Origin of the sequence: Cohnella sp. GCM10012308, assembly GCF_042649185.1 — a bacterium.
GTDB lineage: Bacteria > Bacillota > Bacilli > Paenibacillales > Paenibacillaceae > Cohnella.
The window spans coordinates 1-15,066 of record NZ_JBHRYU010000009.1; the positions used below are offsets into that span (position 1 = coordinate 1).

General features: G+C 57.7%; 12 protein-coding genes. All 12 read right to left on the reverse strand.

Annotated features, from left to right (window positions below):
• Window positions 1–279 precede the first annotated feature (279 nt).
• The 12 genes from ACFOTD_RS12535 to dxs all read right to left on the reverse strand — a co-directional run bounded on the left by ACFOTD_RS12535 (window position 280) and on the right by dxs (window position 15,017).
• Window positions 280–1,302, reverse strand: a complete 1,023-nt coding sequence (locus ACFOTD_RS12535) for a FecCD family ABC transporter permease (RefSeq protein WP_378119161.1) — start codon at window positions 1,300–1,302, stop codon at window positions 280–282.
• A complete protein-coding gene (locus ACFOTD_RS12540) occupies window positions 1,302–2,351 on the reverse strand; it encodes a FecCD family ABC transporter permease (RefSeq protein ID WP_378119163.1) in 1,050 nt (349 codons plus the stop codon). The genes ACFOTD_RS12535 and ACFOTD_RS12540 overlap by 1 nt, the downstream gene beginning before the upstream one ends.
• 36 nt (window positions 2,352–2,387) lie before the next feature.
• The gene (locus ACFOTD_RS12545) at window positions 2,388–4,109 is read right to left on the reverse strand and encodes an ABC transporter ATP-binding protein (RefSeq protein WP_378119165.1); all 1,722 of its coding nucleotides are present in this window, start codon (window positions 4,107–4,109) and stop codon (window positions 2,388–2,390) included.
• Window positions 4,110–4,380: 271 nt separating this feature from the next.
• On the reverse strand, window positions 4,381–5,586 hold the full coding sequence (locus tag ACFOTD_RS12550; protein ID WP_378119167.1) for a peptidylprolyl isomerase: 1,206 nt from the start codon (window positions 5,584–5,586) through the stop codon (window positions 4,381–4,383).
• A gap of 77 nt (window positions 5,587–5,663) precedes the next feature.
• A complete protein-coding gene (locus ACFOTD_RS12555; RefSeq protein WP_378119169.1) occupies window positions 5,664–6,623 on the reverse strand; it encodes an acetylxylan esterase in 960 nt (319 codons plus the stop codon).
• Window positions 6,624–6,819: 196 nt separating this feature from the next.
• The gene (gene spo0A, locus ACFOTD_RS12560; RefSeq protein ID WP_378119170.1) at window positions 6,820–7,641 is read right to left on the reverse strand and encodes a sporulation transcription factor Spo0A; all 822 of its coding nucleotides are present in this window, start codon (window positions 7,639–7,641) and stop codon (window positions 6,820–6,822) included.
• Between the two features lie 221 nt (window positions 7,642–7,862).
• Window positions 7,863–9,191, reverse strand: coding sequence for a SpoIVB peptidase (gene spoIVB, locus ACFOTD_RS12565; RefSeq protein ID WP_378119172.1), 1,329 nt, complete (start codon window positions 9,189–9,191; stop codon window positions 7,863–7,865).
• Between the two features lie 120 nt (window positions 9,192–9,311).
• On the reverse strand, window positions 9,312–11,009 hold the full coding sequence (recN, locus tag ACFOTD_RS12570) for a DNA repair protein RecN (RefSeq protein WP_378119174.1): 1,698 nt from the start codon (window positions 11,007–11,009) through the stop codon (window positions 9,312–9,314).
• A 41-nt stretch (window positions 11,010–11,050) separates the two neighbouring features.
• Window positions 11,051–11,500, reverse strand: coding sequence for a transcriptional regulator AhrC/ArgR (gene ahrC / locus ACFOTD_RS12575; protein ID WP_378119176.1), 450 nt, complete (start codon window positions 11,498–11,500; stop codon window positions 11,051–11,053).
• On the reverse strand, window positions 11,497–11,967 hold the full coding sequence (locus tag ACFOTD_RS12580; protein WP_378119178.1) for a hypothetical protein: 471 nt from the start codon (window positions 11,965–11,967) through the stop codon (window positions 11,497–11,499). The genes ahrC and ACFOTD_RS12580 overlap by 4 nt, the downstream gene beginning before the upstream one ends.
• Before the next feature lie 235 nt (window positions 11,968–12,202).
• Window positions 12,203–13,117, reverse strand: a complete 915-nt coding sequence (locus tag ACFOTD_RS12585) for a TlyA family RNA methyltransferase (protein ID WP_378119180.1) — start codon at window positions 13,115–13,117, stop codon at window positions 12,203–12,205.
• Window positions 13,118–13,121: 4 nt separating this feature from the next.
• Window positions 13,122–15,017 (reverse strand): 1-deoxy-D-xylulose-5-phosphate synthase, encoded by a 1,896-nt coding sequence (dxs, locus tag ACFOTD_RS12590; RefSeq protein ID WP_378119182.1) that lies wholly within the window; start codon window positions 15,015–15,017, stop codon window positions 13,122–13,124.
• Window positions 15,018–15,066: the final 49 nt, after the last annotated feature.

The window sequence follows — 15,066 nt, forward strand, 5'->3', positions numbered from 1 at the left end:
GCAACCTACTGTAGCATGCCTCTGCTCTTTTTAAAAAGTCGAGCGAAATGCGGATGTAAAATTTTACATTAAGGCACTTTTTGAGGAAACTCCTCAATCCAAGGCAGCTTTTATGCAACGCTAGTGAGCCTGTGTCCGTTTCTCGCACAAAAACGCCGTTTCTTCTGAAATAGCGGCTCCTGAGTCCGTCATGACCGCGCATACCTCTCGTCGCGTACTTCTAGCCGCTATCCGCCTACGCCTACGCCTACGCCTACGTCAGCTTAACGCCGCCAGACTTTACCTTGCCCGCGCGAGCAAATAAATAAAATACGGCGCGCCGATGATCGCGACGATGATGCCCGTCGGCGTGTCGGAGATACGGCTGATCGTGTCCGCCGCGATCAGAAGCACGCTGCCCGACAACGCCGACGCGGCAAGCAAAATCTCGTGCCTCGAGCCGACGAGCCGTCTGGCGAGATGCGGCCCGATCAGCCCGATGAAGCTGATCGCGCCGCCGACGGCGACGCAGCTGCCTGCGAGCGCGACCGCCGCGAGGAGCAGCAGCAGCCGTTCGCGCTGCAGCCGGGCGCCCAGACCCACGGACAAGTGATCGCCTAAGCTTAGCACGTTCAGCGTTCTGGCCTTTGACAAGACGAACGGGATAAATACCGCCATCCAAGGGAGCAGCGTCAGCACGAACTTCCAATTGGTTCCCCACAGACTGCCGGCGAGCCAGGTCGCTGCGAACTGGTACTGCTCGGGATTGAGGCGCATCGTCAGGACGACAATCGCCGCGCTGATGCCCGCCTGCACCGCGATGCCCACGAGTATGAGACGCATCACGGAGACGCCGTCCGATTTTTTGTAGGCGAGGAAGTAAACGGTCGCGCCAGCCGCAGCCGCGCCGAAAAACGCAAGGAATGGCAACGTGTACGGCGGAGCGGCGCTAATGGAAGGGCGCAGCGCGACGAACAGGATAACCATGAGGCTCGCGCCTGCATTGACGCCGATAAGACCGGGATCCGCGAGCGGATTGCGGGTGATTCCCTGCAGGATGCAGCCGGCAAGCGCGAAGCCGGCGCCGACGAGCACCGAGATGACGATACGAGGCAGTCTGAACTGGAACAGGATGAGCTCTTGCTTGTCCGTGCCGAAGCCCATAAGCGTTTTGCCGACGTCAAGCGGGCTGAGCCGTATGTATCCGGTGTTCATGCTGATTACGAAAACGACGACGACGAGCAGCGCCAACCCGACGACGGTGGACCATGCCTTCGCTCTTCGTTTGGTGTCCGAGGCTGCATAGATCGACTTCGCGGCCATCACAGCTCCCTCCTTTCTCGTCTGGCAAGATACAGGAGGAACGGCACGCCAATAATGGCGATAAGCGCGCCGACAGGCGTCTCCGAGCCCGGACGCACCATTCTGGCGCCAAGATCCGCAAGCACGAACAGCAGCGCCCCCAGAATGGCCGAGCATGGAATGATCCATCGGTAGCTGACGCCGACCAGGTAACGGGTAATATGCGGCACCATCAGCCCGATAAAACTGACGAAGCCGACGACCGCCACGGACGCGCCGGCCAGAATCAGAATGACGATGGCTCCGATAAACTTGATCAGGCCGACGCGCACGCCGATGCCCGCTGCCGTCTCTTCGCCAAGGCTAAGCAGCGTGATGTACCGAGCCAGCACCATCGACGCGATCAAGCCGCCGCCGATCCACCACAGAATGACGTCCACCTGCGCCCACCGCACGCCCGCGGCGCCGCCGAACAGCCAAAAATCCAGGCTCTGGCCGATCCGGTACTTCAAGGCGATGCCTTCGCTGATCGCGAGCAGGAGCGCCGATACGGCCGAGCCGGCCAGCGCCAACCGGACCGGCGTCAGACCGCCCCGCGACAGGCTGCCCAGTCCGTAGATCAGCGCCGTGGCGCCCGCAGCGCCGGCGAAAGACATCCAGATCAACTGATTGAACAGCAGATGCGGGATAAACGCGAAGCTGATCGCCAGCATGAAGCCCGCGCCCGCGTTGATCCCGAGCAGTCCGGGGTCGGCCAGCGGATTGCGCGTCATGCCCTGCATGACGGAGCCGGCTACGGCGAAGGCGGCACCCGTGAGCGCGCAAGCAAGCGTACGAGGCATCCGCAGCGAGCGGATAATCTGATGATCCGTCAGATCTTTATCAAAGTGCCGGATCGCTTCCCAGACGACGGACAAACTGATATCCTTGGCCCCGATCGAGATGGATAAAGCCATGGAAAATGCGAGCAATACCAAGCCGCCGATCAAGATGACGGAAGCGGCCAGAGGCCGGGTGCGTAGCTTCTTCGTCGAAGCTGCCGCGCCCTCCCCGTTTGAAACTGTTGCCATAGGTTCAATACCTGCCTCGACTCTAACGTTAAATGACTACCGTGCCGCGCTAAATTGAGCTTGGTGAAGACGGCTGTAAATACCGCCGGTCCGTACGAGTTCTTCATGCCTGCCTTGCTCCGCGATACCGTCCTCCGTAACGACGACGATGCGGTCCGCGTCCTTGATCGTAGCGAGCCGATGCGCGATCACAAGCGTCGTGCGGCCTTCGGAAAGCTCGGACAGCGATTGCTGGATCGCGGCTTCCGTCTCGGTATCGAGCGCGGAGGTCGCTTCGTCCAGGATGAGGATCGGCGGGTTTTTCAGGAACATGCGCGCGATGGCGAGCCGCTGCTTCTGACCGCCGGACAGCTTCACGCCGCGCTCGCCGATGATCGTATCCAGACCAAGCGGCTGCGCGCGGATGAAATCCTCGAGCTTGGCTCTGCGCGCTGCAGTCCATATTTCCTCTTCGTCCGCGCCCAGCTTGCCGTAGGCGATATTTTCACGTACCGTCCCGGAGAAAAGAAAGACGTCCTGCTGCACGACGCCGATCTGTCGCCGCAGCGAAGCGAGCTTCATCCGGCGGATATCGATGCCGTCGACCGTGATCGAGCCCCCGGACACCTCGTAAAAGCGCGGCAGCAAGCTGCACAACGTCGTCTTCCCGGCGCCCGACGGACCGACGAAAGCGACCGTCTCTCCCGCCCGGATGGACAGGTCGATGCCGCTCAGCGCCTGCGTATGCGACTCATAACCGAACGATACGTTCTGGTAGCGTATTTCGCCGACGACCTTGCGGACGTCGACCGCATCGTGCGCGTCGGACACGTCCGGTTCGGTATCCATAAGCTCGATGTACCGTTTGAATCCGGCGATGCCTTTCGGATAAAGCTCGATAACCGCGTTTATTTTCTCGATCGGTCTGAACAGCACGTTGGTCAGCAAAATAAACGCCAGAAATTCGCCGTAACGGAGCTCGCCCCGAATGACGAACCAGGCACCCGCGACCATAACGACCAGCGATACGAGACGCATCAGCATATAGCTTGCAGTCGCGCTGCGCGCCAAAATCTTGTAGCCGAGCAGCTTGGCCTTCCGGAACAGCTGATTGTTGACCTTGAACAGCGACATCTCGTGGTCTTCGTTGCCGAACGCTTGCACGACGCGGATGCCCCCGATGTTGTCCTCGACCCGGGCGTTGTAATCTCCCATGCTGCCGAACATTTTGTTCATCGCGCCCGTCATTCTGCCATTGAAATAGATCGACAGCACGATCATCACGGGAACGGTTGCGAAGGTTATGATCGCCATCTCAGGATGGATGTACAGCATGAGACCGAACGCGCCGGCCAGCGTCATGACGGCGATGAACACGTCTTCGGGTCCGTGGTGAGCGACTTCGCCGATGTCCATCAGATCGGTGGACATGCGGGACATCAGATGGCCGGTCTTCGTATTGTCGTAAAATTTGAAGGACAGCTTCTGCAAATGCGCGAACAGGTTGCGGCGCATATCGGTCTCGATGTTGATGCCGAGCATATGTCCCCAGTAGGTTACGACGAATTGCATAAAGGCGTTGAGCACGTATACGGCGAGAAGCCCTCCGCACGCCCACAGGATGGGTTCCCAATCCTTGCTCGGCAAAAGCTTGTCGACAACGTGGTTCAGCGCGAGCGGAAAGCCAAGCTCCAGGAGCGCCGCAAAAATCGCACAGCAAAAATCGAGATAAAACAGGCCTTTATACGGTTTGTAATACGACATAAAACGGCGAATCAAATCCATTTCCTCCCATGGACGGCAGCCGGATAACGTTAGCTCCGCCGTGTGCGTCTGCGTTCCGTCCGTCGGAACGCGATGTGACCAGCATACCCCGCCCGCTCCGGGTTACACAAGGACGAATGCGCATGTTTCAATGATAATGAATATCATTATTGATTTCAATCATTTTTGACAAATGCATGATGAACGACAAACAAAACCGCCGCCTCTCCGAAGAGAATGCGGCGGCTTGATTTTAAGCATTTGTAAGATGCGCGCGATTAACAGCTTATTCGCTAGCGCTGGCGGAGGCCGAAGCGGCCGGGGAAGCCGACCCAGATGCGGCCGGGGAAGACTCAGGCGACGCGGACGCTGCCGGTTCTTCTTCCTTCGTCAGCAGGTTTTCGTAGCCTGCATCCTTTTTGGCCGTTTCGATCCATTCGGATGCGCCTTCGTTCACTTTTTCGTCGAGATAAGCGGACTTCACCTTGTCTTTGGCCGAGTCGTACGTGGATGCCACCGCATCTTTGCGGTCCGTTAAAAGAATGATATGGAAGCCGTTCGGAGATTCGACGACACCGCTCATTTCACCCTTCTTAAGCTTGAAAGCAGCCGTCTCGAACTGTTCGTTCATAACGCCCTTGCCGAAGAATCCTAGATCGCCGCCGTTGGCCTGAGAGCCGGTGTCGGTCGACTTCTCCTTCGCGACCGTCGCAAAGTCTGCGCCGCCTTTAAGATCCTTGAGTACAGCTTCGGCTTCTTCTTTGGTTGCCAGCAAAATATGCGAGGCGCGAACCTGCTCGGCCGTATCGAAATTGGCTTTGTTCTTATCGAAATAGGCTTTGAGATCCTCTTCCTTAGGCGCGAGCTTCTTTTCGAAAATCGCGCGAAGCTCGACTTGCGGCAGAATCTGGTTTTTCTTGTACGCTTCGAGCGTCGTGCCGCTCGAAGACAAGGCGTTTTCAAAATCGGCGTCCGTCGCGAAGTTATATTGCGCCTTGATCTTGACGACTTCCTGATCGACGGCTTCCTGCGCAGCCGCTTCGGTCAGGCCCGCTTTTTCGGCTTCGCCTTCGATCAGCTTCAGCGTCATATAGTTATCGAGCATGGAGCCCGCCTGGTCCTTGCCGACCTGATCGTACATGACCGTATAAAATTCGTTTTTGGTAATGTCCTTCCCGTTTAACGTACCGACCGCGCCCTTAAGGGTATCGCCGTCGTCGTTCTGGCGAATCAATACGACGGCAAGCGCGATGACCGCAATGACCGCGACGATCCAAGGCACGATGACAGAAGCCTTGGATCCTGCGGCCGCCGGCGTGTTTGCGGCTGGTCCCACTGCCGATTCGCGAGCCTCGGGCGCGATATCTTCTTTGTACGAATCGACCGGGTCTGCAGCGTCATCGATCGATTGTACGCGCGTTTGATCGCTATTTTCGTCCGAAGTCCCATCCCTTCTGGCTGGGTTGTTCGGGTCCTTTTCCAAGTCGCTCATTCCTATTCTTCCTCCTCAAATGTTAACGAATCATTCATCCACTATATCAAATTATGGACAAGATACCTTAAATCCAGCTAAAAATTGAAGCGCGAACGGATAAATTCGAGCGCTTTGCGATTCTGGTCGCCGCCAACCGCATGTCCCTGAAAAGGGTAAACCTCGATTCGTTTATCCGTTTCAATCCGGTTGTAGGCCGCGAATATCGTTTCGGGCATCGTGACCGGGTCTTTAAGACCGACCGAGACAAGCAGCGGAATGCGAATGCGGTGCGCCAGGTTCATCATGTCGAAGTAGCTGAGCGTCCGCAGCACCTCGTCCAGCTTGTCCGGAAAACGGTTCAAGAAATCGGATGCTTCGGTAAGCGAGCTAGTAGAGTTCAAAATGCCGAAATCCATGTGACACATGTTGGGGATATGCGCAACCGCGACCGAAGGAACTTCGGACAACGCAGCGGCAAGGAGCGCAAGTCCGCCCCCCTGGCTGCCTCCCATCGCGCAAATGCGCCCGGCGTCGACTTCCGGTTGCGCGGCAGCCCATTCCAGGGCCTTCAGCGCATCGAGCGAGATCGCTTTATAGTAACATTCGTCTTTGTCCAAAATGTTTTGCGTCAGCCATCCGCGCGTCATTCCGTGCCGCTGAGCGAGCAAATTGCCCGTATCTCCGCCTTGGCCGCGGATGTCTACGGCGAATGCGGCGACGCCCATCATCGCATACTGCGCAAAATCTTCGGGATATCCCTTGCTGCCCGTATAACCGTGATAAAGAACGACGCAAGGGAGCTTAGCATCGATCGGCCTGTTTTTCGGCAAAATGAACCAGCCGTGAATGCGGGTGCTGTCGAAGCCTTCGTATTCGACTTTAAACGCTTCCATGCCGTCGAGCGGGGTCTTTGTCAACTGCCGCGTGCCGTTAAGCGGCTTAGCCTTCGCGGCCGACAGCGTATCGTTCCAAAATGATTCCAGATCCGGCTCGGCTGTCAGCGCCGGACGGTACTGCTCAAGATCGGCGATGCGTCTTTCTATCGCATGATTCATTTTGCATGACCCCCTTGTTTCTAATGCTTGTCTCGCGTTCACCAATTGGACACAACAGGCCTATCTTACCATCCTATACCAACAGTGTCGACAATAAATAACGCCGCTCCATCGTCGGCTGCAAGCATCCGATGATGGAGCGGCGTGTCAGAAACAATTGCGCGAACGTACGATTCGCTTTATTTCGCCCCGTTTCCTAGCTAACCTTGTGCTCGATCCGAAGCTTGTCGGCCACCATCGCGATGAATTCGCTATTGGTCGGCTTGGACTTGGCGATATTGATCGTATAGCCGAAAAGGTGGCTGATGCTGTCGATGTTGCCCCGCGTCCAGGCGACTTCGATCGCATGGCGGATCGCGCGTTCGACGCGGCTCGGCGTCGTTTTGAACTTTTCGGCGATGGCCGGATACAGCGTTTTGGTAATTGCGCCCAGGATCTCGATATTATTGTAAACCATCGTGATCGCTTCGCGCAGGTATTGGTAGCCTTTGATATGCGCCGGCACGCCGATCTCGTGAATGATGCTGGTGATGTTGGCATCGAGATTTTTCGGTTTGCCGATCGGCACGATATTCGAGCGCGAGCCGCCGCTGAAGGAAGACGAGCCTGAATTGACGGATACCGGAATTTGCGACGGCGTGCCTGCAAGCTGGCGAATGCGGTTCGCGAGCACGTCCATGTCGAACGGTTTCAAAATATAATAGGAGGCGCCCAGCTGTACCGCGCGTTGCGTGATGTTCTCTTGGCCGAATGCGGTGAGCATGATGATCTTGGGCATGGGGGACAAGTTCAAGTCCCGCAGCTTTTCCAATACGCCGAGGCCGTCCAGGTGAGGCATAATAATATCCAGAATCATCACATCCGGAATATTCCGGGTTTCTTCCAGCTGACGAATGACCTCTTCTCCGTTGTACGCCACGCCGATGACGGTCATGTCCTCCTGCTCTTCGATGTACTCGGATAGCAGGTTGGTGAATTCACGGTTATCATCTGCAAGAAATACTTCGATCCGCGGCAATGTTGTATCCTCCCTCACAAGCTTAAGATAATGTTAGAAACGCTCACCGTTCCCTGCTTATCCGAATTCGACAAAGCGTTTGCAATTCCTTCTTGCCGGAATTTTTTTCTTTATTTTTTTATGTACATAACATATAATAAAGAATTTACGTCATTTGCCGATCTATTTCGGTTTTTTTCGACAAAACGATGTCGTTTTAAATAACATGAAAATCCAAGGCGTCATACCGCCTTGGATTTTGTTTGACCCGGCTTCAGCATGATGCCCGCGTCTTGAAGCATCCATTCGATGTAGCAGCCGTAGCCGGACGCCGGATCGTTGACGAAAACGTGGGTAACGGCGCCGACGAGCTTGCCGTTTTGCAAAATCGGACTGCCGCTCATCCCTTGAACGATGCCGCCCGTCCGCTTGATCAGGTCCGGGTCGGTGACGCGAATGACCATCCCCTTTGTCGCGGGAGACGACTGCCTCGATACGTGCACGATCTCGATCTTGAAGCGCTCGACCTTCTGGCCGCCGACGACCGTCCAGATCTCGGCAGGTCCTTCCTTGACCTCTTCGGCGAATGCGACCGGCACCGGCTCCGCTTGGTAGGCATGCCCCGGAAGCTCGCCCATTTGACCGAAAATTCCGAAAGGCGTATTGCGCTCCACGTTGCCGAGCGTCTTGCTGCCCGGTACGAATTCCGCCCGCTTCTCGCCCGGATCTCCATTTTCGCTTTTCGCGATGGACGTGACGTTAGACTGCAGAATTTGCCCGCTGCCCACCGTTATCGGCGTCTGCGTATCCATGTCGGTGATGACATGACCGAGCGCGCCGTACACGCCTTGGTCTGGCGCGTAGAAGGTCAACGTTCCGACTCCTGCCGCCGAATCCCGGATATAAAGTCCGATGCGCCACGCTTTGTCTTCCTGATCGTAAACCGGCGTGAGCGACGTCCGGAATTGCGACTTGCCCCGCTGTACGACAAGCTTGAGCGGATGCCCCGTCGTACCGGCTTGCTTGGCGAACGGAGCGACGCGCTTCACATCGTTGACCGGCTCTCCGTTGATGGAGACGATCAGATCCCCCATCCGAAGCTTCGCGTCCTCGCCAGGCGATACCCGAGACTGACTACCTGTCTGAACGAGGTGATGCCCGACCACCATAATTCCAGCCGACTTCACCTTCACGCCGATCGTTTGGCCGCCGGGAATGACTTTGAGATCCGGAACGACCTGCAGCTTGACGGTTTTGAACGGTATTCTGCCGAATAGCTTAAGCTTGAGTTCGGTTTGGCCGCTGCGTTTGGAATGAATGGACACCGGATGATTAAGATCGATCCGCACGTTCGCACTTGCCGAGCCATTGACTTCAGCGACCGTCGAATCCAGCGAGCCCTGCGCATGCACGGGCATCGCATAATGAAGGTGCTTGTCTTGTCCCTCGAACAACCGAAGCTCATTCGGGAATGCGGCATAATGACGCATCGGTGCGGAACAGACGGCAAATCCTAGAATAAGCGCTAGGAATAGACCAAAAACGCGACGCCAAGAGGTCTTCCCGTTCAAGTTCTCACCACTTCCCTACAGACTACACCGGCGAACCGTGACACTGCCCGGCGACGTAACTATAAGGTAACCGCGGCCTCCTCCTTTTATGTTGCCGAAAACCTTCCTCGAATCACGAATTTACGCGTCCTGGCGCGATTTTTGGGCTTCAGCCAGCGTTAACATTTCTTGCGCGTGATGGCGGGTCCGATCGGTCACTTCCACGCCGCCCAGCATTCGGGCGAGCTCCTCCACGCGTTCTTCGGCGCTAAGCATCCGGACGCGGGTCGAGGTGCGGCCGTCGTCGGTGACCCGCTTGGCAATCTCGAATTGATCGTCCGCCATGCAGGCGACCTGCGGCAGATGCGTGATGCAGAACACCTGGCAATGCGACGCAAGCCGGGACAGCTTGTCGGCGACCGATTGAGCGGCGCGTCCGCTCACGCCCGTATCGACTTCGTCGAACACGAGCACCGGAATCTGATCGATGCGGGCAAATATCGCTTTTAGCGCCAGCATAACGCGCGACATCTCGCCGCCTGACGCGATGCGGGCAAGCGGCTTCGGAGGCTCGCCGGGATTCGTGGACAGCAGAAATTCGGCCGCATCGGTGCCCGTCGGACTCAATTGCTCCGTCGTTACCAGCCGCACCTCGAATACTGCCCGCTCCATCTGCAGTCCCTTGAGCTCTTGCTCGATCTCCGCGGCGAGCAATGCGGCGGTCTCCCTGCGAATGGCGCCCAGACGGTCGGCCAAAGCACGTAGCTCCGTCTCCAGACGGACCTCGCGTTCATTGAGCTCCTTAAGAAGCTCGTCGCGATTTTCGAGGCGCTGCGTATCTTCCTGAATACGGGCATAATATTGGAGGATGTCCGCTACGCTCTCGCCGTACTTGCGGCGAAGTCCGAACAAAAGGTCCAGCCGCATCTCGATCTCGGACAGACGCTCGGGATTAAACTCGATGCCTTCTTTATAATCGCGCAGCTGGTAAGCGACGTCCTCCGCCGCATAATAAGCCGATTGAAGCTGTTCCACGAGCGGTCCGAGCTTCGCCGGATCGACCTTGACGATGTCCTCCAGCTTGGCGATCGCTTTGGACATGACGCTTAGCCCTTTGTTGCCGTAAAGCAAATCGTAGGCCTCGGTAGCCGATTCGGCCAGCTTTTCGGCATGCGAAAGCTTCCTTCGCTCCTCGGCCAGCGACTCGTCCTCTCCCGGCTTCAGGCGCGCTTCGGCGATCTCATCAAGCTGGTACCGGTAAAGGTCCAGCATCTGCATCTGTTGGCGGGTGAGCTCGTCCAGCTCCCGGCGCTCGCGGCTTACCGTTGCGTACTCCCGATACCGGTTTTGATATTCGGACTTGAGCGAGCCGATGGCGTCTCCCGCAAAAGAGTCAAGCCATTCCAAATGACGGTCGGTGCGCAGCAGGGACTGATGCTCATGCTGTCCGTGAATGTTGACGAGGTTCTCGCCGATCTCGCGCAGCATCGTCAGCGTGACGTGCTGTCCGTTGACGCGCGCGGACGATTTGCCTTGAGCCTGCAGCTCGCGGCGTACCAGCAGCGCCTCCTGCGGATCGGCGTTCACGCCGTGCCGGTCGAGCACGCCCCATACAGGATGAGCAGGATCGAGGTCGAATACCGCTTCGATCTCGGCTTTGTCGCAGCCGTGGCGGATCATCTCGGCCGAACCGCGTCCGCCGGCAATCAGGCCCAGCGCATCGATGATAATCGATTTTCCGGCGCCCGTTTCGCCTGTCAGCACCTCGAAGCCCCGTCTGAATGATACCCGAATGTTTTCGATTACCGCCAAGTGACGAATGGACAGCTCTTGCAGCATATGACGCTCATCCTCCCCAGCCGGCACAGGTCGCCTGGCTACTAACGAATAATGTCCAAAATGCGGTTGACGATTTCTTCGCCCTGCGCCTTGGTGCGGCATATGAGCAATGTCGTATCGTCTCCGCCGATCGTGCCGACGATTTCGGGCCAATCCATGCCGTCCAGCAGCGCGGCGATCGTGCCGGCCGTTCCAGGCAGGCACTTGACGACGACCAGATTCTCGGCTGCCTCTGCATGGATAAAATGGTCCATCATCGCCCTTTTCAGCTTCATCGTCGGATTGAAGCGCTGGTCCTGGGGCATGGCATATTTATACCTGCCGTCGCCAAGCGGCACCTTGATGAGTTGCAGCTCCTTAATGTCGCGCGAGACGGTAGCTTGCGTCACGTTAAAGCTTTGGGCGCGGAGGGCTTCTACCAGGTCTTCCTGCGTCTCGATCTCGCTTAAGCCGATGAGCTCGCGAATTTTCCTTTGCCGCTGACCTTTCATTCTTTGCCCTCCTCTATTTTGAATTTAACCGTTCTGAGCGTCCTGTCGCGCAGGTCGGCGACGATGATGCCTTCGCATTCGGGAAACAAAAGCGCATACACGAGCAGCCGCTCGCGAATCCCGCTGGCGGTCCAATCCATCGGTTGTCTAGCACGTTCGAGCTTCACCAGATAATATCGTTCTTCCTTGGCGGCCACATAGTCGAAGTATAAGCGTGTCGCTTCGTACGGCCCGTCATCGACCGATACGCCCAAAGGTACCCGGTGCTTGCCGGAGAGCGCTTCGTAGCCGTGCTCGAGCAACAGCGCCGCGCCTTCGTCCTCGGCACCCGGTGCGCCGTCCCGTGCAAGCCTGCGCAGGCGAGAGCTTGGCGGCTCATGCAGCCAATGCCTGAACCTGCGCCAGATCCACCATATCATCGCCGCTACCGCGGCCGCAAATATCAGACCGTCTCCGAACCGAGCCATCGCCCCGCCTCCTCCGCATTCTCATTCATTCGCGGCGGCAGGCCGGGTTTCCTCTATCGGATCATATTGGAGCAAGCAAAAAAACCGGTGCGGAGGGCGCTTGCGCGCCTACCGGCCGGCCGTGCTTCGGCGAACGCGGAATGTAAGTACCCTAACGGCCTTGCGTTCGGGACCGATTGCAGATATCGGAGTTTCAATTGAACATATTTGCTGTGCGCATCTGCATGGGCGGCCTCTATGCGCGATGCCTGAAGTTGGCCCCGGCTTCTTCGACCAAGCCTCGCAGCAGACCGTCGCTGCTCGCGTAATCGATCCGTACACCTTTACCTTCAGTCATCTCGGCCGCAGCTTGCTCATTCTCTGGTTGTTCTGGTTGTTCTCCGTCCAATTGTTCGGAACGCGGGCCGGGAATCCTCCAATACGCCAGAAATTCGATATTGCCTTCGCCCCCCGTGATCGGGGAATACGTCAGGCCCTGGAGCTCAAAGCCGAGCGCATTCGCGGTGGACAACACTTCCCGCAGAACGCTCAGATGTACGTCCGGATCGCGCACCACGCCAGACTTGCCGACCTGCTCGCGACCCGCCTCGAATTGAGGCTTGATGAGCGCGACGGTACCGGCTCCGGGTCCAAGCAACGGACGCAGCGCGGGCAGGATAAGCTTCAGTGAAATAAACGATACGTCGATCGACGCAAAAGCCGGCGTCGGTCCCGTCAGTTGGTCATGCGTCATATGCCTGAAATTGCAGCGCTCCATCACGCAGACCCTGGGCTCCTGGCGCAGGCTCCAGTCGAGTTGATTGTAGCCGACGTCTATTGCATAGACGAACGAAGCGCCATGCTGAAGCGCGCAATCCGTAAATCCGCCGGTCGAAGCGCCGATGTCCATCATAACCGTATTCTTCAAGTCGATGCCGAACTCGCGGATCGCTTTTTCCAGCTTGAGGCCGCCGCGGCTCACGTAGGGATGGACGGCGCCTTTGACTGTCAGCGATGCGTCGCGCGGAATCTTGGTTCCAGGCTTATCAACTTGCTCGGTGCCGACGAGGACCAGTCCGGCCATGATGGCTGACTGCGCCTTTGCGCGGCTTTCGAAAAAGCCTTGTTCGACGAGCAGCGTGTCGATTCGCTCTTTGGCTATCGTCGACATCGCGTCAGTTCGCCGTCTGCCGCTGACGCTTCAGCAGCGCGAACGCCCGGACCTGCTTCGCGGCTTCTTCGGCGGTCAGGCCGACTTCGGCGCGCTGCTCCTTGATCGTCGCATGCTCGATGAAGCGGTCCGGAATGCCCGCAAGCTGCACGGTCGGCTTCAATCCATGCTCCGCATAATGCTCGAGGATCGCGCTGCCGAGCCCGCCTGCGACTGCCGCCTCTTCTAGCACAAGCATCGGCAGATGTTCCTTGGCAAGCTGCGCCAGCATCGCCTCGTCAAGCGGCTTGACGAAGCGCGCATTGACGACGCGCACGCTGAGTCCCTCGCGCTTAAGTAGGTCTGCCGCTTCCTCGGCGACTTGAACCATCGGGCCGATCGCGAGGATCGCGGCATAATCTCCGTCCCGCACGACTTCCCAGGATCCGATCGGGATCGGGGTCAACTCGTCGTCCATCGCGACGCCTCGGCCTTGTTCGCGCGGATAGCGGATCGCGATCGGACCGTCGTCATAAGCGACCGCAGTTCCCATCATCCGGCGCAGCTCGTTCTCGTCCTTCGGCATCATCAGCACGAGATTCGGAATATGACGCAGATACGCGATATCGTAAACCCCTTGGTGCGTCTCGCCGTCGCCGCCGACGAAGCCCGCGCGGTCGATGGCGAAAATCACGTTGGCATTATGTCGGCAAATATCGTGGACAACCTGATCGTAGGCACGCTGCAAAAAGGTCGAATAAACCGCGTAAACCGGCTTCATGCCCTCCATTGCCAGCGCTGCGGACATCGTGGCTGCATGCTGCTCCGCGATCCCGACATCGATCATCCGTCCGGGGAAGCGCTGGGCAAAGCCAAGCAAGCCGGAACCGCCTGGCATGGCCGGCGTAATCGCCATGATCCGGTCGTCCTTCTCGGCGAGCTCGATCAACGCATTGCCGAACACCTCGGTGTACATCGGCGGGCCGACCGGCTTGAGCACCTGGCCCGACTCGATTTTGTAGGAGCCGGTAATCCCGTGCCACTTGTGAGAATCGGCCTCTGCCGGAGAATAGCCTTTCCCCTTGACCGTGATGATGTGAACGAGCACGGGACCTTCGCAATTATCCGCTTGGCGGAACGCTTCGATCAGCTTCTCCGTATCGTGACCGTCAACCGGTCCCAAATACTTGAGGCCGAACTCTTCGAACAACATGCCCGGTACGACAAGGTACTTGAGGCTGTCCTTGAGGCGCTCGGCGGTTCGGGCAAGCTTGCCGCCGATCGCCGGAACCTTGCGAAGCAGCCACTCGAACTCGTCCTTGGCTTTGCGGTACGTTTTGTCGCTGCGAACCTTGCCCAGATAATTGTGAAGCGCACCCACGTTTGGCGCAATGGACATCTCGTTGTCATTCAGAACGACAGTGAGCTTGCGCTTTTCATGGCCGATATGGTTAAGCGCCTCGAGCGCCATGCCGCCGGTGAGCGCGCCGTCGCCGATAACCGCGATCACCTTGTTGGAGCGACCCTGCATATCGCGGGCGAGCGCCATCCCCATCGCGCCGGACAGAGAGGTGCTGCTGTGACCGGCCTCCCAAACGTCATGCTCGCTCTCCGAGCGTTTGACGAAGCCGCACAATCCGTCCTTTTGCCGCAGCGTGTCGAACCGGTCCATGCGTCCGGTGAGCATCTTGTGGACGTACGCCTGATGCCCCACGTCGAACAAAAACTTGTCCGTCGGGCTGTCGTAAAGATAGTGCATCGCGAGCGTCAGTTCGACGACGCCCAGATTAGGCGCCAGATGTCCGCCCGTTACGGACAGCTTTTCAATTAGGAATTGTCTGATCTCTTGGGCCAACTGAGGAAGCTCTGACATGGACAGCCGCTTCAGGTCGGTTGGACTATGGATGCTGTCGAGCAGCAATAGGAATTCCCCGCTTTCCAAAAACGATTGCTATGTTGAATTTAGTCAA

Excerpts from the sequence above, each read along its gene's own strand:
- ACFOTD_RS12580 (WP_378119178.1), bottom strand. The coding sequence starts at position 11,967 with ATGGCTCGGTTCGGAGACGGTCTGATATTTGCGGCCGCGGTAGCGGCG.
- ACFOTD_RS12555 (WP_378119169.1), bottom strand. The coding sequence starts at position 6,623 with ATGAATCATGCGATAGAAAGACGCATCGCCGATCTTGAGCAGTACCGT.
- ACFOTD_RS12585 (WP_378119180.1), bottom strand. The coding sequence starts at position 13,117 with ATGTCGACGATAGCCAAAGAGCGAATCGACACGCTGCTCGTCGAACAA.
- ACFOTD_RS12535 (WP_378119161.1), bottom strand. The coding sequence starts at position 1,302 with ATGGCCGCGAAGTCGATCTATGCAGCCTCGGACACCAAACGAAGAGCG.
- recN (WP_378119174.1), bottom strand. The coding sequence starts at position 11,009 with ATGCTGCAAGAGCTGTCCATTCGTCACTTGGCGGTAATCGAAAACATT.
- ahrC (WP_378119176.1), bottom strand. The coding sequence starts at position 11,500 with ATGAAAGGTCAGCGGCAAAGGAAAATTCGCGAGCTCATCGGCTTAAGC.
- ACFOTD_RS12540 (WP_378119163.1), bottom strand. The coding sequence starts at position 2,351 with ATGGCAACAGTTTCAAACGGGGAGGGCGCGGCAGCTTCGACGAAGAAG.
- ACFOTD_RS12550 (WP_378119167.1), bottom strand. The coding sequence starts at position 5,586 with ATGAGCGACTTGGAAAAGGACCCGAACAACCCAGCCAGAAGGGATGGG.